This is a genomic window from Streptomyces sp. NPDC018019 (assembly GCF_044327805.1).
In the GTDB taxonomy this organism is placed as follows: Bacteria; Actinomycetota; Actinomycetes; order Streptomycetales; family Streptomycetaceae; genus Streptomyces.
In genome coordinates this window covers 170,904-194,371 of sequence record NZ_JBIRGD010000013.1, presented here as the reverse complement: position 1 = coordinate 194,371, position 23,468 = coordinate 170,904, and the positions used below count along the sequence as shown (strand labels likewise).

Annotated in this window: 19 protein-coding genes; 13 read left to right on the top strand and 6 right to left on the bottom strand. The window is 75.2% G+C overall.

The genetic code is table 11. The annotated features are described in order from the left end of the window. Nucleotides 1-26: 26 nt before the first annotated feature. On the top strand, nt 27-2,525 hold the full coding sequence (locus tag ACH4FX_RS22345) for an MFS transporter (RefSeq protein WP_398481499.1): 2,499 nt from the start codon (nt 27-29) through the stop codon (nt 2,523-2,525). A 92-nt stretch (nt 2,526-2,617) separates the two neighbouring features. Here ACH4FX_RS22345 and ACH4FX_RS22340 read toward each other — a convergent pair whose 3' ends face one another. Both ACH4FX_RS22340 and ACH4FX_RS22335 read right to left on the bottom strand, forming a co-directional pair. Further along, the gene (locus tag ACH4FX_RS22340) at nt 2,618-3,463 is read right to left on the bottom strand and encodes a carbohydrate-binding protein (RefSeq protein ID WP_398481497.1); all 846 of its coding nucleotides are present in this window, start codon (nt 3,461-3,463) and stop codon (nt 2,618-2,620) included. Between the two features lie 113 nt (nt 3,464-3,576). Continuing rightward, entirely contained in the window at nt 3,577-4,530 is a 954-nt protein-coding gene (locus ACH4FX_RS22335) for a helix-turn-helix domain-containing protein (RefSeq protein ID WP_398481650.1), read from the bottom strand. Nucleotides 4,531-4,863: 333 nt separating this feature from the next. On the opposite strand from ACH4FX_RS22335, the gene ACH4FX_RS22330 reads away from it, so the two are divergent. The 7 genes from ACH4FX_RS22330 to ACH4FX_RS22300 all read left to right on the top strand — a co-directional run bounded on the left by ACH4FX_RS22330 (nt 4,864) and on the right by ACH4FX_RS22300 (nt 16,159). Next, complete coding sequence (locus tag ACH4FX_RS22330) at nt 4,864-7,386, top strand: SpoIIE family protein phosphatase (protein WP_398481495.1); 2,523 nt, start codon at nt 4,864-4,866, stop codon at nt 7,384-7,386. Nucleotides 7,387-7,439: 53 nt separating this feature from the next. Next, nucleotides 7,440-8,162, top strand: a complete 723-nt coding sequence (locus ACH4FX_RS22325) for a class I SAM-dependent methyltransferase (RefSeq protein ID WP_398481493.1) — start codon at nt 7,440-7,442, stop codon at nt 8,160-8,162. Between the two features lie 620 nt (nt 8,163-8,782). Continuing rightward, a complete protein-coding gene (locus ACH4FX_RS22320; protein WP_398481648.1) occupies nt 8,783-9,616 on the top strand; it encodes a M55 family metallopeptidase in 834 nt (277 codons plus the stop codon). Further along, complete coding sequence (locus ACH4FX_RS22315) at nt 9,609-10,973, top strand: M20/M25/M40 family metallo-hydrolase (RefSeq protein WP_398481491.1); 1,365 nt, start codon at nt 9,609-9,611, stop codon at nt 10,971-10,973. Before ACH4FX_RS22320 ends, ACH4FX_RS22315 begins: the two co-directional genes overlap by 8 nt. 72 nt (nt 10,974-11,045) lie before the next feature. Continuing rightward, complete coding sequence (locus tag ACH4FX_RS22310; RefSeq protein WP_398481490.1) at nt 11,046-13,040, top strand: prolyl oligopeptidase family serine peptidase; 1,995 nt, start codon at nt 11,046-11,048, stop codon at nt 13,038-13,040. Beyond that, complete coding sequence (locus ACH4FX_RS22305) at nt 13,037-14,005, top strand: LD-carboxypeptidase (RefSeq protein WP_398481488.1); 969 nt, start codon at nt 13,037-13,039, stop codon at nt 14,003-14,005. The genes ACH4FX_RS22310 and ACH4FX_RS22305 overlap by 4 nt, the downstream gene beginning before the upstream one ends. A gap of 264 nt (nt 14,006-14,269) precedes the next feature. Beyond that, nucleotides 14,270-16,159, top strand: coding sequence for a CocE/NonD family hydrolase (locus ACH4FX_RS22300; protein WP_398481486.1), 1,890 nt, complete (start codon nt 14,270-14,272; stop codon nt 16,157-16,159). A gap of 101 nt (nt 16,160-16,260) precedes the next feature. Here the strand turns inward: ACH4FX_RS22300 and ACH4FX_RS22295 are convergent, their stop codons facing one another. The 3 genes from ACH4FX_RS22295 to ACH4FX_RS22285 form a co-directional block, all read right to left on the bottom strand. After that, on the bottom strand, nt 16,261-16,455 hold the full coding sequence (locus ACH4FX_RS22295) for a ferredoxin (RefSeq protein WP_398481484.1): 195 nt from the start codon (nt 16,453-16,455) through the stop codon (nt 16,261-16,263). 61 nt (nt 16,456-16,516) lie between these two features. Further along, entirely contained in the window at nt 16,517-17,704 is a 1,188-nt protein-coding gene (locus ACH4FX_RS22290) for a cytochrome P450 (RefSeq protein ID WP_398481483.1), read from the bottom strand. A gap of 323 nt (nt 17,705-18,027) precedes the next feature. Beyond that, nucleotides 18,028-18,690, bottom strand: a complete 663-nt coding sequence (locus tag ACH4FX_RS22285; RefSeq protein ID WP_398481481.1) for a TetR/AcrR family transcriptional regulator — start codon at nt 18,688-18,690, stop codon at nt 18,028-18,030. A gap of 50 nt (nt 18,691-18,740) precedes the next feature. On the opposite strand from ACH4FX_RS22285, the gene ACH4FX_RS22280 reads away from it, so the two are divergent. The 5 genes from ACH4FX_RS22280 to ACH4FX_RS22260 all read left to right on the top strand — a co-directional run bounded on the left by ACH4FX_RS22280 (nt 18,741) and on the right by ACH4FX_RS22260 (nt 23,078). After that, nucleotides 18,741-19,712 carry a DUF2867 domain-containing protein gene (locus tag ACH4FX_RS22280; RefSeq protein WP_398481479.1) on the top strand — a complete coding sequence of 324 codons (972 nt, stop codon included), beginning with the start codon at nt 18,741-18,743 and terminating at the stop codon, nt 19,710-19,712. A gap of 45 nt (nt 19,713-19,757) precedes the next feature. Beyond that, nucleotides 19,758-20,519 carry a 4'-phosphopantetheinyl transferase family protein gene (locus ACH4FX_RS22275; RefSeq protein WP_398481478.1) on the top strand — a complete coding sequence of 254 codons (762 nt, stop codon included), beginning with the start codon at nt 19,758-19,760 and terminating at the stop codon, nt 20,517-20,519. 46 nt (nt 20,520-20,565) lie between these two features. After that, on the top strand, nt 20,566-22,050 hold the full coding sequence (locus ACH4FX_RS22270; RefSeq protein ID WP_398481476.1) for a CoA transferase: 1,485 nt from the start codon (nt 20,566-20,568) through the stop codon (nt 22,048-22,050). A 111-nt stretch (nt 22,051-22,161) separates the two neighbouring features. Then, complete coding sequence (locus ACH4FX_RS22265; protein WP_398481474.1) at nt 22,162-22,704, top strand: GNAT family N-acetyltransferase; 543 nt, start codon at nt 22,162-22,164, stop codon at nt 22,702-22,704. Beyond that, nucleotides 22,704-23,078, top strand: coding sequence for a glyoxalase superfamily protein (locus tag ACH4FX_RS22260; protein ID WP_398481472.1), 375 nt, complete (start codon nt 22,704-22,706; stop codon nt 23,076-23,078). Before ACH4FX_RS22265 ends, ACH4FX_RS22260 begins: the two co-directional genes overlap by 1 nt. Before the next feature lie 27 nt (nt 23,079-23,105). On the opposite strand, the gene ACH4FX_RS22255 is transcribed toward ACH4FX_RS22260, so the two are convergent. Next, on the bottom strand, nt 23,106-23,441 hold the full coding sequence (locus ACH4FX_RS22255; protein WP_398481470.1) for a DUF6204 family protein: 336 nt from the start codon (nt 23,439-23,441) through the stop codon (nt 23,106-23,108). Between the last annotated feature and the right edge of the window lie 27 nt (nt 23,442-23,468).

Below are 23,468 nucleotides of genomic sequence, written 5' to 3'. Positions count from 1 at the left end.
CGCAGGCGTGACGAGGGGAGCAGTACGTGGGCGGTACCACCCTGATCGAACAGGGACGGTGGGCGGGGGAACCGGATGCCCGTCCGGCCTGGCCGGACGGTGCCGGCCCGCCCGCCGGCCTGCGCCGGACACCGGGCTTCCTCCTCGGTCTGCCGCTGGCCCTGCTGCCCGCGGCCCTCGGCCCGACGGCCGCGGTCACCGCGCTCCCGGAGATCGCCGGCGAGCTGCGCGGCCCGGCGCCCGTGTCCTGGGCGCTGACCGCGTTCCTCTTCGCCGCCGCGGCCGGCCTGCCCCTGCACGGCAAGCTCGGCGACGTGGCCGGCCGCCGGACGGCCCTCGTCGTCGCCGCCCTCCTGTTCACCGCGGGCTCGGTGCTGGCCGGCCGCGCACACACGACGGGCGGACTCACCGCCTTCCACGCCCTCCAGGGCGTCGGCGCCGGGGGACTGGTGATCGGTGTCCAGTCGGTCCTCGCGGCCTTCGTACCGCTGGGCGTACGCGGCCGTTTCACCGGGCTGACGGGCGCCGTCTGCGGGCTCGTCGGCGCGGCGGGCCCGGCGCTCGGCGGCTATCTCACCGACCACGCCTCCTGGCGCTGGTGCTTCCTCGCAGGCGCGCCGTTCGGCGTCCTCGCGCTGCTCGCGACCGCTTTCGTACCGCGGCTGCCGCGGCCGACCGTACGGCCCAAGGCGGACCTGGCGGGCGCCCTGTCGCTGGCCGCGTGCGCCACCTGCCTCGTCCTGCTGGCCGTTTGGGGCGGTACGGAGTACGCCTGGACCTCACGGACGGTCATCGGGCTCGCGCTGGGCGCGCTCGGCACCGCCCTGCTGTTCGTCGCCGTCGAGTACTTCGCCGCCGACCCGCTGCTGCCGCTCCACCTGTTCCGGGACACGGTGTTCGCCGTCACGGGGCTGACCGGCGCCGTCCTGGGCGCCGCGCTCTTCGGCGCCGCGGGCTACCTGCCGACCTTCCTGCCGGTCGCCGACGGGGCGTCGCCCACCCGGTCCGGCCTGCTGATGCTGCCGGCGACGGCCGGTCTCGTGCTGGGCGCGGCGCTCTGCGGCCACCTCGTCCGCCGTACCGGCCGCCACCGCGTCTTCCCGGTCCTGGGCTGCGCGCTGGCGGGCGGCGCGATGTGGCTGCTGTGCCGGATGCCGCAGGACCCTGGCCGGCCGGTGCACAGCCTCGGAACGGGCGTGCTCGGCCTGGGCGTCGGCTGTGTGCTGCCGGTGCTCGTGCAGGCCGTACGCCACTCCGTACGCCGTGCCGGGCCCGTCCCCGCCACCGGCACCACCCTGCGGCGGCTCGGCGGCAGTGTTGCCGCGGGCCTCTTCGTCACCTTCCTCGCCGACCGGCTGGCGGCGCACCTCGTCCGCGGTGCGGCCGGGACCGGCCGGCACACCGAGCCGGAGTCGCTGGTTCCGGGGCTGGTCGGCGCGGTGCCCGCGGTGCTGCGCGACAGTCCGGCCGCGGCCTACGCGCACACCGTGCCGCGCGTCTTCCTCTACCTGCTGCCGGTGCTCCTGCTGGGCCTGCTGCTTGCCGTCTTCCTGAAAGAGACCCCTCTGGTGCCCCATGTCCCGTACGTCTCACCCGCCCCGCTCCCCGGCTCCCCGCCCGTCGGGCAGCGGGACGTGCTCCCCGTTCCGCAGGCGCGTACCGAGGCGGCCGCCCCGCCCGCACCGGAACGCCCGGAGCCGGCGCCCCCGCCTGCCCCTGCACCCGCGCCCGCGCCGTACGCACCGGCCGCCGACGACCCGTCCGTACCCGGAGTCCCGGTGTGCGGCACGGTCCGGCACCGCGACGGCAGCACGGTGCCCCGCGCCGCCCTCACGCTCATCGACCCCGGCGGCCGCCAGGTGGGGCGCGGCGCGACCGGCGACGACGGCCGGTACGCGCTCAGCACACCGGGCTCCGGCGCGTATGTGCTGATCGCCGCAGCCGGCGGGCACCGGCCGCAGGCGGTCGCGGTCACGGTCGGCGAACGGCCGGTCGGCCTGGACGTGGTGCTCGCCGGGGCCGGCCGGCTGACCGGCTCGGTCACCACCGCCGACGGCATCCCGGTACGCGACGCCACGGTCACGCTGACGGACGTGCGCGGCGAGGTGGTGGCCACCGCCCGCAGCGGGCGCGAGGGCGGCTACGTCCTGCCGGAGCTGGTGGCCGGCGACTACACCCTCGCCGCCAGTGCCCCCGCCTGCCGGCCCGTCGCGCTGCCGGTCGCCGTCCAGGCCGCCCGGGAGACCCGGCAGGACATCGAGCTGACGGGCGGCGCGGTGCTGCGGGGCACCGTCCGGGCCGGTGACGGGCGGCCCGTCGGGGACGCCCGGGTCACCCTGCTGGACGCGGCCGGCAACGTGGTGGACACCGCGACCACCGGCCCGGACGGGCTGTTCCGCTTCGTCGACCTGTCGGCGGGCGAGTACACCGTCATCGCCGCGGGCTACCCGCCGGTGGCGACGGTCCTCCAGGTCACGGGCGGCGGCCGGACCGAGCGCGATCTCCACCTCGGCCACGGGGACTGACCGCGCGCCCGCGCACGGCCGGCGCCGGTCACGCGACACCGGCACCGGCCCGACCGGCCCGGGTACGCGGGCCGGTCACCGGACGTCCCGGCTCAGGTGCGGCGCCACAGTGCCGGGACGGCCGGGGGCTCCCACCCCGCGCGCGCCGTGTGCGGTTGCAGGCACGTGTACGCGACACCGTCGTAGCCGACCTGGTCCCCCGTGCGGTAGTCGGTCCCGGCGGCCCAGGTGCCGCCGGGCGTGGTCGGCCGGCCGGTCGGGGACGGGGTGGACGAGCCGCGTACCCGCAGGACGAAGTCGAACGACCCTTCCTTGGCCGGCCCGTTCTGCCGCACGTTCATCAGCAGCGCGGGGTTGAAGATCGGGTCGGTGTTGTTCCGCGGCTCGCCGGGGAAGTAGAGCTGCGTGGTCAGGACCGGCTGGTTGGGCGCCTGCACCTTCACGTGCAGATGCCGGGTGCGGCCCGGGTAGAGGCCCGGCACGATCGTGGTGAGCCGGAACGCGCCGCGCTGGTCGGTGAACTGGTGCCCGCGGAAGCGGAAGCCCACGTTGTCGTACGCGCCGTTGACGTCCGCCTGCCACCAGTCCAGCAGGACGTTGGCCAGCGGCTGGCAGGTCAGGCCGAAGACGAAGCCGCTGACGGTGAGCCGGGTGCCCTGCGTACCGGGCTGGACCAGCGAGTCGCGCAGCGGCGAGTTCGGCTTGAAGTACGGGCCCTCGGTCTGCGGCGGCGTCGGGTCGTCGCCGTCGTCGCAGTACGGGGTCGGGGTGAGCGGCCCGTCGGCGGGCTCGGTGTCCCGGGCCAGCGCGACACCGCCGAGCAGCAGCGGCAGCGGCACCGCCGCGACCGCGGCCTTGAGCACGTTCTTGCGGGTGATCCCGCCGCGGGGACCGCCGTCCTGCGCGGTCTCCGTGCTGTCCGTACGTTCGTCTTCCATCGCATCGCTCCTGTGAGCAGGGGGAAGGGGGACGGGGCAGCGCGGAGCCCGGGTACGGGGTGGCAGGGGCCGGGGCGCCCGCGCCGCCGGTCGGCCGACGGCCGCGACAGACGCTATTCGGGCCGTGGCCGCACTTCGATGGACTCGGCGCGGAGGTCATGGTGAATTCCTCCGGTGCCGCCCGCCGCGCGGCGGAAGTCGCCGGGGCTCAGACCCGTCTCCCGGCGGAAGAAGCGGCAGAAGTACGCCGGATCGGCGAAGCCCGCCCGGCGGGCCACCTGAGCCACCGTCAGGCCGGAACCGGCCAGCAGCCGCTTGGCCTCCACGGTCTGCGCGTGCCGGATCAGCCGGCCGGGCGTGCGGCCGGTGCTGCGCTTGACCAGCTCGGTCAGGTGCCCTACGGAGACGCCCAGTTCATCGGCGTAGGACCGGACGGAGCGGCCGGCCGAGCCCGGTTGGGCGAGCAGCCGGGTGAACTCCCGGGCGACCAGGGCGGCCCGGCCGGACACGGAGTCGGTGCGCCGGGCGCCGGGACGGGCCGACGCTTCGCCGGGACCGTCCGCCTCCTTGAGGTGTGGTGTGCTGGGCGGGGCGGACAGTCTCGCTGCACGGGCGATGAGGATGTGCAACTGCGCCTGGAGCACCGACCTGAAGGACGGGGCCCGCTCGCCGTACTCCCGCAGCATCTCGCGCACCAGCCCGGCCAGCCGCGCCGCGTCCTCCGGTCCGGGGCGCATCCACGGGCGCTCGCCCAGTTCGGCCAGCGCGTCCCGGTCGCCCGGGTGCGCCAGCAGGAAGTCGTCGGTGAACAGGATGACCCAGCCGCGCAGGCCGGAGACGTGGTCCCAGTAGTGCACCCGGCCGGGGGTGATGAAGCACAGGTGGGGCGGGCGCAGCGGCCACCGGAACTCGTCGAGGACGTGGCTGCCGGTGCCGCCCGTCACGTACACGATCTCGTGGAAGGAGTGCCGGTGCGGGAACCCGGCCCGCGACAGGGGCCCGATGGTGTCGAACGAGCCGATGGCGAAGGGCAGCAGGTGCGGGGCGGGAACGTCGAGGCGGTGCAGCGGCACCGGGCCGTCGGCCTGGACGTTGCCGCCGCGCGGGGCGAAGACGTCCGGTGCGGGGCCGGCCTGCCGCCCGGCCCGGTGGGTGGCGGTCCGGCGGGCCCCCGCGGTCACCTGTTCGGTCCGTCTGGGCACGTCCTCACCATACGGGCGCCCGCAAGACCCCGACCGGGGGCGCTCGTTCCGGTACGCCGCGGGACGACCGGCCGGCTTGCGCCATGGTCGTTCGCGCGGGGCGCACCACCTATTCGGTGAATGCCGCCCGCACCGTCACCCCGCGGTCGTACCGTGGTAGCGGTGGTGCAAGATCGGTGTACGAAGGAGCAACCGCCCATGGAGCGTGGCCCGTCGCACGGCGACGACAGGGTGGGCGCCGTGCCTCGGGTGCCGGCGCCGCGGGACCTGGTGCCCGGCCGGATACCGCTCGCCGTCGTGGTGGTGGACGCCGACGGGCTGGTCTCCCACTGGAGCACGGGCGCGCGCAGGCTCTTCGGACCCACCCGCGAGGAAGCGGTGGGCACGCCCGCCGTGGATCTGATGCCGGTCTCCGGAGCGCTCCGCGAGGAGGAGTGGTCGGCGCGGGACCGGGCGCAGGAGCCGGACGGCGAACGGCTCGACGGACCCGACCTGGAGGCATCGCTCGGCGGCCGGGCCGGCTACCCCACCGCGGGCCGCGCCCGCATGGCGGACGTGGAGCGCGGCACCGTCGACCTCCTGTGGTGGGCGTATCCGCTGGTGGGTCCGGGTACGGAGCGGCTGCTGGTGCTGGCGGCGGACGCCGACCAGCTGCACGGACACGGCGACGCGGACGGCACCACCGGGGAGAACGAGCGCTTCGCGCCCGGCTTCGCCCTGCACACGGACTTCCCCGGCTCGGAGGTGCTGGCTGCCCAACTGCCGCAGATCCTGCCGAGCATGAGCCCCCAGGAGAGCGCCCGGATCGTCTCCCAGGTGCTGGAACTGGGCTATCCGGTGCTGGAGATCAGCCAGCAGGAGCGCTTCCCGGTCACGCCGGACTGGGGCGTGCCGCGCCGGGTGGAGCGGCGGGCCCGGCTGCAGCGCGCCGCGGACACCGCACCGGACGCCCGAGCCGCCGCCGCGGCCCGGGCGGAGCTGGAGTCCGACCTCGAATACGCCGCCGTCCGCGAGCGGTTGGAGTTCCTGAACGAGGTCAGTGGCCGGATCGGCTCGTCCCTGGACCTGGCCCGCACGATCCAGGAGGTCAGCGAGGCCGTCGTGCCGCGCTTCACCGATGTCGCCGGCACCTACCTGCGCGAACAGGTCATCGCGGGCGAAGGGTTCCCCGACGGCCCGCCGGACGCCACGACCCTGTGGCACCGCGTCGCGGTGGAGCACAACGACGAGCCGGGCCGGTGGGACGACGTGGTGCCGGTCGGCGAGTCGATGCCGTTCCCCGTGCACACGCCGTTCTTCCAGTGCATGACCACCGGCGAGCCGGTGCTGATCCCGCGCATCAGCGAGCAGCTGGGCAACGCGATCGCAGCCCAGTTCGAGAAGCGGGACATCAGCCCGCTGATCAACAACCGCTCGATGCTGATCGTGCCCCTGAAGGCGCGCAACGTCGTGCTGGGCTTCATGATCCTGCTGCGCCACCCGGAGCGCATGGAGTTCAACGACATGGACCGGGTCACCGGCGCCGAACTGGCCGCCCGGGCCGGCCTCGTCCTGGACAACGCCCGCATGTACACCTACCAGGAGAACGTCGCCGAGACGCTCCAGGACAGCATGCTGCCGCACATCGCACCGCGCATGGCGGGCTGCGACACGGCCACCCGCTACCTGCCCGGCACCCGCCTCGGCCGGGTCGGCGGCGACTGGTTCGACACCATCAAGCTGCCCGGGTCGCGCACCGCCTTCGTCGTCGGCGACGTGATGGGCCACGGCCTGAACTCGGCCGCGATGATGGGCCAGCTGCGGACGGCCGTGCAGACCATGGCCGCCATCGACATGGACCCGGCGCAGCTGCTGCGCAGTCTGGACGACCTGGCACAACGGCTCGGCGACAGCTACCTCGCCACCTGCCTGTACGCGGTCTACGACCCGATCGGCCAGCAGGTGGTGATCGCCAACGCCGGGCACATCCCGCCCGTCCTGGTGCGGGCCGTGGACGGCCGCAGCGAGCTGCTGGACCTGCCGACCGGCGCGCCCGTCGGCGTCGGCGGCGTGCCGTTCGAGTCGGTCACGGTGCCGGTCGCGGCGGGGGACCGGCTGGTGCTGTGCACCGACGGCCTGGTGGAGGTGCGGGGCGAGGACATAGGCGTCGGGCTGGCGGCGCTCGCCGAGTCCGCCGCCCACCCGGCCGCCTCCATGGACGACGCCTGCGACGCCATCATCCGCGCGCTGAACGTGCGCGGCGGCCGCAAGGACGACGTGGCGCTGCTGATGGCGCGGCTCAACGGGATCGCCCCCGAGGATGTGGCCGAGTGGCGGCTGGCCATCGACGCGCGCGAAGTGGGACGGGCCCGCCGGCTCGTCCGCGGCCGGCTGGCGCAGTGGGGGTTGCAGGCGGCGTCGGAGACCGCCGAGCTGCTGGTCAGCGAGGTCGTCACGAACGCGGTGCGGCATGCGCACACCCAGCACGTGCTGCTGCGGCTGGTCCGTACGGAAGCCCTGCTGTGCGAGGTGTCCGACGACGACCACGCCCTGCCGCAGATGCTGGGTGCCGCGGACGACGACGAGTACGGGCGCGGGCTGCGGGTGGTCAGCAGACTCGCGCGGGAGTGGGGTACGAGCCGGACCGCAACCGGCAAGACGGTGTGGTTCGAGCAGAATCTGCCCCGTACGGGACACACCTGGACGCGCAGTGGTCGTGAGCCGGGCTCGAACCTTGCATGAAAGAACGGTCAGTGGTCTTGCGAGGGGCTCGGGTGCGGCAGTAGCAATTGGCCATGAGCGGTTCGAGCCACTACCTGCGGGCATGGGAAGGTTTCTGGCGCGACGCGCCGGCGGGCGAGGGGGAGGTGTTCTGGGACTCCGATCCGTCGCTGACCGCCGAGCTGCACCTGCCGCTGTTCGCGGACCACTTCGACGCCGCGCTGCCGGTCGTCGACCTGGGCTGCGGCAACGGCACCCAGACCCGCTTCCTGGCCGGGCGCTATCCGCGCGCGATCGGCGTCGACCTGTCGGCCGCGGCCGTCGCGCACGCCCGCGCCGACGACCCGTCCGGAGTGGCCGAATACCGGTGCCTGGACGCGGCCGACCCGGCGGCGGTGCGGGCGCTGCACGGTGAACTGGGCGACGTCAACGTGTACCTGCGCGGCGTACTGCACCAGTGCGCGCCCGACGACCGGCCCCGGATCGTGGCGAACATCGCGACGCTGCTGGGCCGGCGCGGCCGGATCTTCGCGGTCGAACCGGCCGAGGCATCGCGGGACGTCTTCGTGTCGCTGGCGCAGCGCCCCGAGGGCCCGCCCGGCAAGCTCCGGGCCGTCCTCGCGCACGGCATCGCGCCCGGCGAGATGGCCGATTCGGTCGTCCCCGGCCTGCTGGCCGCCTACGGGCTGCGGGTGCTCGGCACCGGCCGGCTGCCGCTGATGACGACCGAGTACCGGGCGGACGGCTCCCGTATCGAGATCCCGACCAACTGGCTGGTCGCGGGCGCGGCGGACTGACCGCGGCGGGCGCCCGACCCGGCGCCGGAGGGACCGGGGCCGCCCGCGCATCGGCCCGCGGTACCGCCGCGCTTCCCCCGTACGGCGGAGGCGTCCCGGCCCGGAGTGCGATGCGGGGCGGGCGCGGCGGGCGGCACGGTGGTGCACGGCCGGGAGCACCGGCCACCGGTGGGCCCCACCGGCGCCCCGATCCAGGAGGAACCATGCCGCGCGTCCGCCGTCCTCTCTCCGCCGTCGCCCCGTCAGGACCGTATCGACTGTCTGCTGACCGGCGGGCCGGTCGCGGTAGTCACCGAGTCGCACTTCGCCGGCGCGCCGGGCTTGCCCGAGACCGGTGACCTCAGAGGCAAGCGGTCCGGCTTCGCCGTGCCGGACGACGGGAAGCAGGACCGGCTCGCCTACAGCTGGTCCATGGACGGCTCGCCGCAGGGCCGGGTGCCGGACCGCCACGGGGGTGTGGCCCGGCACCCGGCCGTACGGACGCACCCGTGCCGGGTCGGGAGCGCGGTGGCCGGTCCTGGTTATGGTGGAAAGCCTGCCCGGTGGCGCGCGCTACGGCGTGGCCCGCCGGGCCGGTGCCGGAGCGGGCCGCCTCCTAGCTGCGATGGGACGGGTGCATGGTGAAGATCCTCATTTCCGCCGACATGGAGGGCGCCACCGGAGTGACCTGGCCGGACGACGTCCTGCCCGGCCACGCCCAGTGGCAGCGGTTCCGGCCGGTGTTCACCTCCGACGTCAACGCGGCGATCGCCGGGTTCTTCGACGGCGGCGCCGACGAGGTACTGGTCAACGAGGCCCACTGGTCGATGCGCAACCTGCTGCTGGAGGAGCTGGACGAGCGCGCGCAGCTGCTCACCGGCAAGCACAAGGCGCTGAGCATGGTGGAGGGCGTGCAGTACGGCGACGTGGACGGCATCGCCTTCGTCGGCTACCACGCGGGCGCCGGCACCGAAGGCGTCCTGGCCCACACCTACCTCGCCAACTCCCTGACGGGCGTGTGGGTGAACGGCACGCGGGCCGGCGAGGGATACCTCAACTCCCTGGTGGTGGCCGAATACGGTGTGCCCGTGGTGCTGGTGACCGGCGACGACCGGACCTGTGAGGACGCCGCCGGGTACGCGCCCGGCGCGCGGGCGGTGGCCGTCAAGGACTACGTCTCGCGCTACGCGGCCGTGTGCCGGCCGCCGGCCCGTACGGCGGCCGACATCCGGGCGGCGGCCCGGGAGGCCGCGGCGCTCGCGGTGCGCACCGAGCCCGTACGCGGCGGCCCGTACACGGTGGAGATGGAGTTCGACGCCGAGCACCTGGTGGGCCAGGCGACCTGTGTGCCCGGTGTCGAGCGCACCGGCGAGCGGCGCGCCGCGTACACCAGCGAGAACATGTACGAAGCGATTCGCTGCTTCAAGACGGTCACCACCGTCGTGTCGTCGGCGGTGGAGGAACAGTATGGGTGACAGCGCGGGCGCGCCGGACGAGCACGCCGGTGACGCGGTGGGCGGACAGGCCCTCGACGAGGTGGTGCGGTTCACCTCCGACCTGATCCGGATCGACACCACCAACCGCGGCGGCGGCGACTGCCGGGAGCGCCCGGCCGCCGAGTACGTCGCGGAGCGCCTCGCGGAGGCCGGGCTGGAGCCGGTGCTGCTGGAGCGCAGTCCGGGCCGTACGAACGTGGTCGCGCGCGTCGAGGGTTCGGACCCCGGCGCGGCGGCCCTGCTGGTGCACGGGCACCTGGACGTGGTGCCCGCCGAGCCGGCCGACTGGAGCCGGCACCCGTTCTCCGGCGAGGTCGCGGACGGCATCGTGTGGGGCCGGGGTGCCGTGGACATGAAGAACATGGACGCGATGGTGCTCGCGGCCGTCCGGCAGTGGGCGCGCAGCGGCGTCCGGCCGAAGCGCGACCTGGTACTGGCCTTCACGGCCGACGAGGAGGCCAGCGCCATCGACGGCGCGGGCTTTCTCGCCGATCACCACCCCGGCCTGTTCGAGGGCTGTACGGAAGGCATCAGTGAGTCCGGCGCCTTCACCTTCCACGCGGGCGGCGGCATGCGGCTGTACCCGGTCGCGACGGGCGAGCGCGGCACGGCCTGGCTGAAACTGACCGCCGAGGGCCGGGCCGGGCACGGCTCCAAGGTCAACCGGGCCAACGCCGTCAGCCGGCTCGCGGCGGCCGTCGCCCGCATCGGCGAACACCGGTGGCCGGTGCGGCTCACCGACACCGTGCGCGCCGCGCTCACCGAACTGGCCGCCCTGCACGGCATCGAGGCCCGCCTGGACGCCCCGGACTTCGACGTGGACACGCTGCTGAGCAAGCTCGGACCGTCGGCGGCGCTGGTCGAGCCGACGGTCCGCAACAGCGCCAACCCGACGATGCTGGAGGCCGGTTACAAGGTCAACGTCATCCCGGGCAACGCCGTCGCCCACGTGGACGGGCGGGTGGTCCCCGGCGGCGAGGCGGAGTTCCGCACCACCATGGACCGGCTCACCGGTCCCGACGTCACCTGGGCGTACGACCACGGGGAGGTGGCCCTCCAGGCCCCGGTCGACTCGCCCACGTACGCGGCGATGCGGGCCGCGATCGAGCGCTTCGACCCGGCCGGCCACGTGGTCCCGTACTGCATGTCGGGCGGGACGGACGCCAAGCAGTTCTCCCGGCTGGGCATCGCCGGTTACGGCTTCTCGCCGCTCAAGCTGCCCGCGGGCTTCGACTACCAGGCGCTGTTCCACGGGGTGGACGAGTGCGTGCCGGTGGCGGCGCTGCACTTCGGCGTGCGGGTCCTGGACCACTTCCTGAGGTCGGTCGAAGGGTGATACGTACGGGTTGATGCCCGGCCGCGCGTACGACAGGCTTGGCGGCTCCAGCGACTGAGGAGGAACGCCACCATGGTGACCACGGCCCCCTACGGAGCCTGGCCGTCCCCGATCGACGCCCGGCTGGTCGCCGAGCACGACGGCCGCCCCGAATTCGTCGGCGTGGTCGGTGCCGAGGTGTGGTGGACCGAGTCCCGCCCCGCGGAGGGCGGCCGGCGCGCCCTGGTCCGCAGGCGGTTCGACGGCACGGAGGAGACCGTGCTGCCCGCGCCGTGGAACGTGCGCAACCGGGTCATCGAGTACGGCGGCCGGCCCTGGGCCGGCGCGGTGGACGCGGACGGCCGCACGGTCGTGGTCTTCTGCGACTTCGCCGACCAGCGGCTGTACGCGTACGCACCGGACGACGACGCCCCGCCCCGTCCCCTGACCCCGGTCTCGGCCGTCGGCGGCGGGCTGCGCTGGGCCGACCCCGTCCTGCGCCCGGACCGCGGCGAGGTGTGGTGCGTCCTGGAGGAGTTCACCGGCCCCCGGCCGACCGATGTGCGCCGGGTGATCGCCGCGGTGCCGCTGGACGGCTCGGCGGCCGGGGACCGCGCGGCGGTGCGCGAACTGAGCGACGACCGGCACCGCTTCGTGACGGGCCCGCGGATCTCGCCGGACGGGCGGCACGTGGCGTGGCTCGCCTGGGACCACCCGCGGATGCCGTGGGACGGCACGGTCGTGCTGCTCGCCGGCGTCACCGACGACGGCGTCCTCACCGGCGTACGGGAGTTCGCCGGCGGGCCCGAGGAGTCGGTGGCGCAGGTCGAGTGGGACGCGGACGGCACGCTGCTGTACGTCTCCGACGCCGACGGCTGGTGGGAGCTGCGCCGCGCGGACCCGGCGGCGCCGGACGGGACGCCGGGGCGGCGCCTGTGCCGGCCCCGGCAGGAGGAGTTCGGCGGCCCGCTCTGGCAGATCGGGACGCGCTGGTTCCTGCCGCTGGAGGGCGGCACCATCGCGGTGCTGCACGGCCGCGGCGCCACCGCGCTCGGCATCCTCGACCCGGTCAGCGGCGACCTGGTGGACGCGGCCGGGCCGTGGACGGAGTGGGCACCGTCGCTGGCCGTGCACGGCAGCCGGGTGATCGGCATCGCGGCCGGCCCGCGCAGCGCGTACGAGATCGTGGAACTGGACATCTGCACCGGCCGGGCCCGGGTGATCGGGGCGCGGCACACCGACGCGGTGGACCCGGCGTACTACCCCGAGCCGCAGGTCCGCACCTTCACCGGCCCCGACGGCCGCGACATCCACGCGTACATCCATCCGCCGCACAGCCCCGGCCACCGCGCCCCCGACGGCGAGCTGCCGCCCTACGTCGTGTGGGCGCACGGCGGCCCCACCAGCCGCGTCCCGCTCGCACTGAACCTGGAGACCGCCTACTTCACCTCCCGCGGCATCGGTGTCGCCGTGGTCGACTACGGCGGTTCGACGGGCTACGGACGGGCCTACCGCGAGCGGCTGCGGGGACAGTGGGGCGTGGTGGACGTCGAGGACTGCGCGGCCGTCGCCGGGGCGCTGGCCGACGAGGGCACCGCCGACCGGGCCCGGCTGGCCGTCCGCGGCGGCAGCGCGGGCGGCTGGACCGCCGCGGCCTCGCTCGTGACGACCGGCCGGTACGCCTGCGCCACGATCAGCTACCCGGTCCTCGACCTGGCGGGCTGGTCCGAGGACGGCACCCACGACTTCGAGTCGCGGTACCTGGAGAGCCTGATCGGCCCGCGCGACCAGGTGCCGGACCGCTACCGCGACCGGTCGCCGCTGCACCACGCGGACCGGATCTCCGTGCCCTTCCTGCTCCTCCAGGGCCTGGACGACGCGGTCTGCCCGCCCGCCCAGTGCGACCGCTTCCTCGCGAAGGTCGCCGGCCACGGCATCCCGCACGCCTACCTGGCCTTCGAGGGCGAGGGCCACGGCTTCCGCCGCGCGGACACCATCGTCCGCGCCCTGGAGGCGGAACTCTCGCTGTACGCCCAGACCTTCGGCATCGACCGCGGGGACGTCCCCGTACTGGAGCTGACGAAGTGACGGTGGAGGACACCCTCGCGCGGACCGCGGCACGCCCCCGGTGCCTGGCGCCCGGCGACCGGGTCCGCATCGTCGCACCGAGCGGCCCGGTCGCGCCGGAGCGGCTGGATGCCGGGGCCGACCTGCTGCGCGGCTGGGACCTCGACCCGGTCGAGGCACAGCACGTACGCGGCCGGCACGCCGGCTTGCCGTACCTGGCGGGCACGGACGAAGAGCGGGCGCGCGACCTCCAGGAGGCGCTGTGCGACCCGGACGTCGCGGCGGTGTTCGCGGCGCGCGGCGGCTACGGCGCGCAGCGGGTGACGGACCTCCTGGACTGGGCGGCGGTGCGGGAGGCCTTTCGCGCACACGGCCCCAAGCCGCTCATCGGCTTCAGCGATGTGACGGCGCTCCACGAGGCGTTCGCGGTGCGCGCCGGGGTGGTGACGCTGCACGGCCCGGCTGTGGCGGGCGAGGTGTTCCTCAAGGACGAGCCGACCCGCGAGCACCTGCGGCGCACGCTCTTCGAGCCCGGGTCGGTGCGGACCGTCGCCCCGCCGACCGCCCGGCCGCTGGTGTCCGGCCGGGCGAGCGGCGTCACGCTGGGCGGCTGCCTGTCCCTGCTCGCCGCCGACCTCGGCACACCGCACGCCCGCCGGGGCGCGGCCGGCGGGCTGCTCCTGCTGGAGGACGTGGGCGAGCCCCCGTACCGCGTGGACCGCGCGCTGACCCAGCTGCTGCGCGCCGGTTGGCTGGACGGCGTCGCGGGTGTCGTCCTCGGCTCGTGGGCCCGCTGTGGCCCGTACGACGATATCCGTGCGGTGCTGCTGAACCGTCTCGGGCCGCTCGGCGTCCCGGTGGTGGAGGAGTTCGGCTTCGGGCACGGCGACTCGGCGCTGACCATGGCGCTGGGCGTACGGGCGGAACTGGACGCGGCGGCCGGGACGCTGGCGTACGACGTACCGGCGCTGCGCGGGCGCACCTGACGGCGGGCGCCGGCCGCGCCACCCGGTCGAGCGACCCCGTCGCCCGCGACGGGTCCCCGCGCCGGTCTCGTACGGGTGGTCCGGCGGCCCGGGTTCCGGGTGTTCGTGCAGCCCATCGAGTGGCCCGGGCGGAGCCTTTCGGATGGACCTGGCGCGGCCGGGGGACAATCCCCGGTGCGAGCGTTGACACCGCTGTTACCCGTGTCACACCATGAGCCGGCCGTTACCGACCGCTTGGTACGGCGTGCCTTTGTGGAGGTCTGCGTGCCCAGCGTGTCCAGAGCCCTGCCCGGTGCCGTGTCCCGGCCCGTCCGGCGCGCTGCGCGCACCCGTCCGGCGCGGCTGCCCCTCTCCGCCTCCGTGTGCCTGGCGGCCTGCGCCGCCCTGCTGGGGCCGCTCGCCACCGGGCCGGCCGGCGCGGCGGGTTCGCGGCACCCCGGGTACACGGTCACCGCCCTCAAGGTGCCGGTACGGGCCGGCGGCCGGGACTGCACGCTGGACGCCGACCTCTACCGCCCCGCCGGGGTGGACGCCGCTCACCCGGCGCCCGCCGTCCTGACCACCAACGGCTTCGGCGGCAGCAAGTCGGACGGTTCCACCGACGCCATCGCCCGCGCCTTCGCCTCCCGCGGTTACGTCGCGCTGGCCTACTCCGGCCTCGGCTTCGGCCGGACCGGCTGCCCGATCTCCCTCGACGACCCGCGGATCGACGGGCAGGCGGCCGGCCGGCTCCTCGACCTGCTCGCCGGGCAGCGGACGGCGCGGGACGGCACCCGTATCGACTTCGTCACCCGGGACGGCCCGCGGGACCCGCGGGTGGGGATGTTCGGCGGCTCGTACGGCGGCGCGATCCAGCTGGCCACCGCTTCGGTGGACGAGCGGCTGGACGCCCTGGTCCCGCTGATCACGTGGCACGACCTCGGGTACTCGCTGGCCCCCAACAACGCCGACCGCACGACCGGCGTGGCGGGGCCCGGCCCGGGTGCGTACAAGTACCAGTGGACCAACGGCTTCTACCTCATCGGCGAGGCCCAGGGGCTGCTCCACCCGCGGCTGGATCCGTCCCGGGGCGGCGGCGCGGGCTGTGTGCACTTCGTCGCGCAGGCGTGCGAACTGAAGAAGCTGCTGAACTCCGGCCGCTACCCGGCCGCCCGCACGCGCGCCGCGCTCGCCTACGCGCGCAGCGTCTCCCCGGCCTCCTACCTCGCCACGGTCCGCACCCCCACCCTGCTCGTCCAGGGGCAGGCGGACACCCTCTTCAACCTCAACGAGGCCGCCGCGACGTTCGAGGTCCTGCGGGCCCAGGGCACCGACACGGCGATGATCTGGCAGTCCTGGGGCCACAGCGGCGGCATGACCGACCCGGCGCCCGGGGAACTCGACCTGGCCAAGGGGAACTTCGAGGACAGTTACGTGGGCCGGCGGGTCCTCGCCTGGTTCGGCCGCTATCTGCGCCGGGAGTGGGACACCGACACCGGCCCGGCCTTCGCGTACTACCGCGACTGGGCGCCCCAGGCCCCGTCCTACGCCACCTCGGAGGTCTACCCCGTCGGCATGCCGCAGCGGCTGTACCTGTCCGGGGACGGCAGGCTCGTGGACACCCCAGCGGACGTGGTCCCCGGCAGCCGCCAGTACCGCAACTGGCGGGTGGCGCCCAGCCATTCGGAAAGCTCGCTGGCCGCCCTGCTGAAACTGCCGAACCCCAAGCCGTACGACACCCGCGGCACCTACCTGGACTGGACGTCCGAGCCGGTGCGCGGGCAGCCCGTGGACGTGGTCGGAGCACCCCGGGCCACCCTCCGCGTCCATTCCCCCGAGGCCGCGCGGACGCAGCGCTCCGGCGACGCGGCCGACCGGCTGCTGCTCTTCCTCAAGCTCTACGACATCGCGCCGAACGGCGGCAAGAGCCTCGTCCACCGGCTGGTGGCCCCGGTCCGGGTGCCCGACGTCACCCGGGAGTTCACCGTCGACCTGCCCGCGGTCGTGCACCGCTTCGCACCGGGGCACCGGCTGCGCCTGGTCATGTCCGCCGGCGACACCGCGTACTTCGGCAACCGGGGCAGCAAGCCGGTGACCGTGCGCAGCTCCCCCACGGAGGCCGGCACGCTCGAACTGCCCGTCGTGGGGGGGCCGCTGGACGAGCCGGAGGACTAGGCCGTGCCTTTCGGATCATCCTGGGCCCGCGGCGCCTGGCTGATCCAAAGACACGGCCTAGAGCCGGTTCCGGCCACCAAGCGAGCGGCCGTGCGCGGTCCTCAGTCGTCCGAGACCGAGATGGCCTGGACCGGGCAGGCGCGGGCGGCTTCCCGTACGAGCGGGTCGCCGGCGCCGTCCTCGCGGCCGGGCAGCAGGGCGCTGAACCCCTCGTCGTCCTGGGTGAACACACCCGGCGCGGTCAGTACGCACTGACCGGAGCCGATGCACACGGACGTATCGATGGCGATCTTCATGGCGTGATTCTTCCGTTCGTCGGCGTTACACGGTGGGGCGAGGGCCGGGCGGCTTGCGCCGCTACCAGGTGACGGGCAGTTCGACCAGGCCCTGGAGCGAGTGGCCCGGCTTCGCGGGGACCTCGGCGGCGGGCACCGCCAGCCGCAGGCCGGGGAAGCGGGCGAAGAGCGAGGCGAAGGCGATCTCCATCTCCGCGCGGGCCAGGTTCTGGCCCAGGCACTGGTGGACGCCGAAGCCGAAGGCGACGTGGTGGCGGGCGGAGCGGTCCCAGTCCAGGGTGTCCGGGGAGGCGTAGGCGGCGCCGTCCCGGTTGACGACCGAGGTGCAGAAGAGCACGCCGTCGTCCGCCCGGATCGTCTCGCCGCCGACCTCGATGTCCGCCGTCGCCACCCGCACCATGCCGTCGGCGATCGACAGGAACCGCAGCAGCTCCTCGACCGCGTCCGGGAGCAGCGACGCGTCGGCGCGCAGCGCGGCGAACTGCTCGGGGTGTTCCAGCAGCGTGAACGTGCCCAGGGACAGCATGTTCGAGGTGGTCTCGTGCCCGGCCACCAGCAGGAGCATGGCCATGTTGACCAGTTCGCGGTGGCTCAGCTCGCCGGTGGCCAGCCGCTCGGCGATCAGCTCGTCCAGCAGGCCGTCCCCCGGCTCCCGCCGCTTGCGGGCCACCAGGTCGGTGAAGTAGCCCTCCAGCCGGGTCCGGGCCCCGTCGATCTCCTGCGGGTCGGTGCTCTGCAGGAGCGTGCGGGACAGGCCCTCGAACAGCTCGTGGTCCGCGTACGGGACGCCGAGGAGCGCGCAGATGACCATGGACGGGACGGGCAGCGCGAAGGCGGACACCAGCTCGGCCGGCGGGCCCTGTTCCTCCATGGCGTCCAGCAGCCGGTCGACGATCTCCTGGATGCGGGGGCGCAGCGCGGCGACACGCTTGAGGCTGAAGCTCGGTATCAGCATCCGGCGCTGCGTGTTGTGTTCGGGGTCGTCGACCCCCAGCAGCGGGGTCCGCACCTTGCGCAGGGTCTCGAAGGCGGGGACGGGGGAGGGGAACGCCGGGTTCTGCCGGTCGGCGGACAGCCGCGGGTCGGTCAGCAGCGCCCGGGTCTCGGCGTGCCCGGTCACCATCCAGACGGAGCGCCCGTCGTAGAGCCTCACGCGGGTCAGCGGGCGGGCGTCGCGTAAGGGCTGGTAGCCGGTGGGCGGGTGGTAGGGACAGGTGCGGTCCTGCGGGAAGGGCGGCGCCTCGGTCATGGGACCTCCAGGTGGGCTCCAGGTGGGCAGGCGGCGGGGGCGGTGCGGCCGGCGGGCTCCTGTGGCAAGGCTGTCGGACGGCGGGTCGGGAGGAGATAAGGGCTGGGAGAGGGGAGGAGGGAGGGGCGGGTGTGGTGCGCGCGGGCGGGTCCGGTGCCTCTCCACCCCATGCTCCCTGCACGGAATACGTCTATGCGCAGACCGGCCAATTTCGGCCGGGCGGCGGTGTGTCGGGCAGCGCCGGGCGCAGCCGGGCGGAGGCCGTCGTTCCGGGAGGCGCGGTCTGCCGGCCCGCGCGGGCCGGTTCGGGGGGGCACAGCCGGTCAGTCCCGGCGGAGCAGGATGTCGATCACCGAGTCCAGATAGCCGTCGCGGTCCGCCCCGTCGGGCAGGCTCCCGGGGACGGCATGGTTCAACTGCGTGTGGCCGAGATACGCCGTGTACGCGAGCAGCCCCCGCCGGTGCGCCTCCGCCTCCGGGAAGCCCAGCGCGGCGAACAGCCCGGCCACGTGGCCGACACGGCGGTCCGTCACCCGCCGCAGGGCCGCCGCGACGCGCGGGTCCGCCGCCGTCGCCAGCAGCGCCACCTCCAGCGGGTCCTCGGCCGCCGCCGCGGTCGCGTACGCGAACAGGGCGCGCAGCCGCCACTCCGGGTCGGCTTCCGCCGCCAGCTCCTTGATGACCACTTCGGTGTGCAGCTGCTCCCAGCGTTCCAGGGCGGCGTCGATCAGCGCCTCCCGGTTGGCGAAGTGCCAGTAGAAGCTGCCCTTGGTGGCGCCGAGGCGGGCGGCGATCGGCTCCACGGCCACTGCCGCCAGGCCGCCTTCGCCGATGGCCGCGAGGGCGGCCTCGGCCCAGTCCTGCGCGGTCAGACGCCGGCGGGCCCCGCCGCGCCGCGTGTTCCCGGGGCCGCTGTCTTCCCGTGTGCCCTGCCCGGTGCCGCCCGAGAGGCCCTCCGAAGGGCCGTCAGTTCGCCGTCGTGCCATGTCCATACGCTACCGTACGGTCAAACATACGCCACCGTATGGAGGTGCCGATGCGCACGGTCCGCGATGTCCACGCCCGCACCGTCGCGGCGCCGGCCGAGACGGTCGGAGCCCTGCTCGACCGGCTGGCCGCCGACGACGACCCGCTGTTCCCGGTGCCCGTTTGGCCCGCCATGCGCTTCGACCGTCCGCTGGGCGTCGGCGCGACCGGCGGCCACGGCTTCGTCCGCTACCGCGTCACGGCGTACGAGCCGGGGCGCCGGGTCCGCTTCGACTTCCCCGGCGGCGGCCACCACGCCGTCGAGATCACGCCGCTCGACGCCGGGAGCTGCCGGGTGACGCACGTGCTGGAGGACCGGCTCAAGGGCGTCCAGCGCCTGCTGTGGCCGCCGGCGATCCGGTGGGTGCACGCCACCGTCGTCGAAGAGGTCCTCGACAACGCCGAACGGGCCGCCACCGGTACCATCCGCGCCCCGGTCCGCCGGTCGCCGTGGGTCCGGCTGCTCAACCGGCTCCTGTGGGCGCGCCCCACCGCCGTCGCCGTCCCGCCCGGCGCCCGGCTGGCCCGTGGCGCCTTCGCGCGCACCGACTTCCAGGACGCCTGGCAGCTGCCGTTGCCGCCCGGGATGCCGCGCGACCCGGCGGCCTGGAAGGACGTGCTGCGCGGCGCGTTCCCCGAGCGGGGCCGCGCGGAGACCGCGGACGGTGGCGAGATCCTGCTCGGCCGGGACGCCCGCCACCTGGACTTCCGGGCGTCGGTCCTGGTCGAGAGTCCGGCCGCGGGGGCGGACGGCCGGACCGCGGGCCACGGCGGCCGGGTGACGCTGAGCACGGTCGTGCGCACCCACGACGCCGGTGGGCGACTGTACTTCGCGGTGGTCCGGCGGGTGCACCCGGTCCTCGCCCGTGCGCTGCTCCGCCGGACGCACCGCCGGCTCGCGCTGGCCGCGCCGAGCGCGGGGGAGCGCGAGTGGGCCGCGCGCGCCCCGCAAGCCGGGTACGGTCACCGGGTACGGCCGTAACGGCCCCGGGCGGATGCGCGACAAGAGGACGAGGGAGTACGACCGATGACCACGGGCGATACCTGGGCCCCCAGCGAGGAGTGCGGCGCCGCGCGGCCCGCCCTGATACCCGAGGCGTACGACCCGGCAGCGCTGCCGGACCCGCTGCCCGCGGACGGCGCACCGGCGGTGGCGCTGTGGCTGGTGCGCACCGTGCCCGAGGCCGGACTGCACGACACCGCGGTGCTGGACGCGACCGAGCGCAAGCGCACCGCCGCCTTCGTCCGGCCCGGCGACCGGGACACCTACGCCACCTCGCACGCCGCGCTGCGCCGCCTGCTCGGCGCCTGCCTGGACCGCGACCCGGCGGCGCTCCGCTTCGTGCGCGAACCCTGCCCCTGCTGCGACGAGCCGCACGGGCGGCCCGCGCTGGCCGGCGCCGGGGTGCCGCTGCACTTCTCGCTCTCCCACACCGGCGACATGGCGCTGATCGGTGTCGCCCGTACGCCGGTGGGCGTGGACATCGAGAAGCAGGCGTCGCCGCGGACCGTGGCCGAGGTGTCGGGCATGCTGCACCCCCAGGAGCGGGCGACGCTGGACGCCCTGCCGGAGGCCGGCCGGCCGGCCGCCTTCGCCCGCTGCTGGACCCGCAAGGAGGCGTGTCTGAAGGGCATGGGCAGCGGGCTGGCGGGCGACCTGATGACCACCACGCTGGTCGGCGCGGGGCCGGTGCCGATTCCGGTGCCGGGGTGGGAGATGGCGGACGTCACGGTGCCCGACGGGTACGCGGCGGCCTGCGCGATCCGTACCGCGGCCGACAGGATTTGATCGTTCTTGACCGACGCCGTACCGCGCCGGGTGTCAGACTTCCTGCATGGTGCATGTACACGGCGGTACGGCGGACGGCGCGGTGACCGGGGCGGCGGGCCGGGCCGGCCACACCGCCGCGCCCACCACGGACACGGCCTGGGCGGCCCTCGGCGGTGCTCCCGCCCTGCTGGAACGCATCGCGTACGGCGGCCCTCCCGGTGTGGCCGAGGGCCCGCTCGCGGCCCGGCTCCCCGTGCTCCCGGCGGCCCGCTCGGCCGTCGCCGTCTGCGCGCTCGCCGCCGCCGAGCTGACCGCCCGCCGTACCGGACGCGCCGTACCGGACGTACGCGTCGACGACGGCGCGGTCGCCACCGCCTTCCGCAGCGAACGCCACCTGCTGATCGACGGCCGCGCCCCTGCGGCCTTCGCGCCGCTCTCCCGCTTCTGGCGGACCGCCGACGGCTGGGTCCGCACCCACGCCAACTACCCGCACCACCGGGCCCGGTTGCTCGCCGCGCTCGGCCTGCCGGGTACGGCGGACGTGGCGGACGTGGCAGCCGAACTCGCCGGGCGGCGCGCCGAGGAGGCCGAGGAGACCGTCTACGCGGCGGGCGGACTGGCGGTCGCCGTCCGTACGCCCGGCCGCTGGGCCGCGCACGAGCAGGGCGCGGCGGTGGCCGCCCGGCCGCTGCTGACGCTGGAGAGCATCGGCGCCGGGGCCCCGCGGCGGCGCCTCACCGCGCTCGGCACCGGCGACGGGCCGCTGCTCCCGGCCGCCGGGCTGCGGGTGCTGGACCTGACCCGGGTGATCGCCGGGCCGGTCGCCACCCGGACCCTCGCGCTCCTCGGCGCCGACGTGCTGCGCCTGGACGCGCCCCACCTGCCGGAGAGCCCGGACGCCCACGGCGACACCGGCTTCGGCAAGCGCTCGGCCACCCTCGACCTCGGGTCCCGGTCCGGCCGCGCGGCCCTCGACGCCCTCCTCGCCACCGCCGACGTGGTCGTCACCGGCTACCGGCCGGGCGCCCTGGACCGGTACGGGCTGGCGCCCGAGGCCCTGGCGGAACGCCGGCCCGGCCTGGTCGTCGCCCGGCTCTCCGCCTGGGGCGACCACGGGCCGTGGCGCGGGCGGCGCGGCTTCGACAGCCTGGTGCAGGCGGCCACCGGCATCGCCGTCACCGAGGCGGCCACGGACGGCACTCCGGGAGCGCTGCCCGCCCAGGCCCTGGACCACGGAACGGGGTACCTGCTGGCCGCGGCGGTCCTGCGCGCGCTGACCGAACAGTCCCGCACCGGCGGCACCCGGCTGGCCACCCTCGCCCTGGCCCGGACCGCCGGCTGGCTGGTCAACGGCCCGGCCGAGCCGCCTTCCGCCGCCCGGCCGACGGCCCCTCCGTACGACCCGGCCCCGTACCTCACCGAGACCCCGAGCCCCCTCGGCCACCTCCGCCACGCCCTGCCGCCCGTCACCTTCGACGGCGGCCCGGCCAACTGGCACCGGCCGCCGGGCCGGTTGGGCGCCGACGCGCCGGTCTGGGCGGACCGCTGACCCGCGGGGCGCGGCGCACGCCCCGGCGGGACCGGCGGACCGGACGCCCGCGGCTCGCGCACCCGGCCGAAATGCCTGGCGCCGCGGCGCGGCACTTCGTACGATCGGACGATGGGTGACGATCACTATCTCGCCACCGGTCCGCGGGTCGGCATCCGGCACTTCTCCGCCGCGGACCGCGCGGAGTTCACGGCGCGGGCGCGCGAGAGCGTGCGGCTGCACCGGCCGTGGCTGGCGCCGCCGACCACCGACGCGGCGTACGACGGCTACTTCGCCAAGCTGCAGGAGCCGACGCGCGAGGGGTTCCTGATCTGTGAGCTGGACTCCGGCCGCATCGCGGGCTTCCTGACGGTCAACAACATCGTGTACGCGGCCTTCCGCTGCGGCGCGGTCGGCTACGGCGCGTTCGCGCACGCCGCCGGGCGCGGCCTGATGAGCGAAGGGCTGCGGCTGGCCATGCGGTACGCCTTCGACGAGCTGGGGCTGCACCGGCTGGAGATCAACGTCCAGCCGGCCAACGAACGCTCGGTCGCGCTGGCCCGGCGCGCGGGCTGCCGGCTGGAGGGCTACTCACCCGACTTCCTGTTCATCGACGGCGCCTGGCGGGACCACGAACGCTGGGCGATCACGAGCGACATGTTCGAGGCGGCCTGATGTCAGAGATCACCTTCCGGCACCCCGTCCCGGTGCTGCGCGTCTTCGACGTGCCCAAGGCGCACGCGTTCTACCTCGGCTACCTGGGCTGCGCCGTCGACTGGGAGCACCGCTTCGCGCCGGAGCTGCCGCTGTACACGCAGGTGTCCCGCGGCGGCCTGGTCCTGCACCTCTCCGAGCACCACGGCGACGGGACGCCGGGCTCGGTGGTGTACGTGGAGCTGGCCGGCGTGCGCGCGCTGCACGCCGAACTGGCGGGCAAGGACTACCCGTTCCTCAAGCCCGGCCTGGAGGAGAACGAGATCGGGCTGTCGCTGACCCTCACCGACCCGTTCGGGAACCAGCTGCGGTGCAACGAGCCGCCGGAGCGGTGAGCGGGGCCCGGTGCCCGGCCTCCGGGCTCAGCGGCCCTTCCGGTTGATCTTCATGGTGTCCATGTCGGTGGCCGAGGAACGCAGGTCCCGGTAGCCGTACCCGGCCGCGGTGAGCGCCGCCTCCGCCTTCTCCTCGGCGAGGGCCGCCGCCAGTTCCTCGCCGTCCGCCGCGTCCGAGACGATCACGTACCGGTAGGTGAACGACCGCAGCGCGGTGTCGTAGACGAGCGAGCCCTCGGGCGTGAAGCGGTGCTGCGCCAGCCCGTGTCGGTCCGCCTCGGCCAGCAGCCGCGCCCTGGCCCGGTCGGTCAGGCCGTCCCACCGGCCGCGCACGATCACCCGGTAGGTGTGCTCCGTCGCCATCGCCGTGCCCTCTTTCCGTCGCCATTC